The following is a 224-nucleotide window of genomic DNA, read 5'->3' on the forward strand; positions in this document are numbered from 1 at the left end:
ACAGTTACTTAAATCTTGAGAGTACAAAAACAAAAACATATATCACAGACAATGATTTACTGTTTTACAGTTACTTAAATCTTGAGAGTACAAAAACACTTTTTAAACAAAGATGAACATGAAAAAGGTTTTACAGTTACTTAAATCTTGAGAGTACAAAAACGCATTATCGCAACGGAAAATATGGCTCAAAGTTTTACAGTTACTTAAATCTTGAGAGTACA

Source organism: Streptococcus sp. HMSC071H03, from assembly GCF_001813035.1.
Lineage (GTDB): Bacteria > Bacillota > Bacilli > Lactobacillales > Streptococcaceae > Streptococcus > Streptococcus anginosus.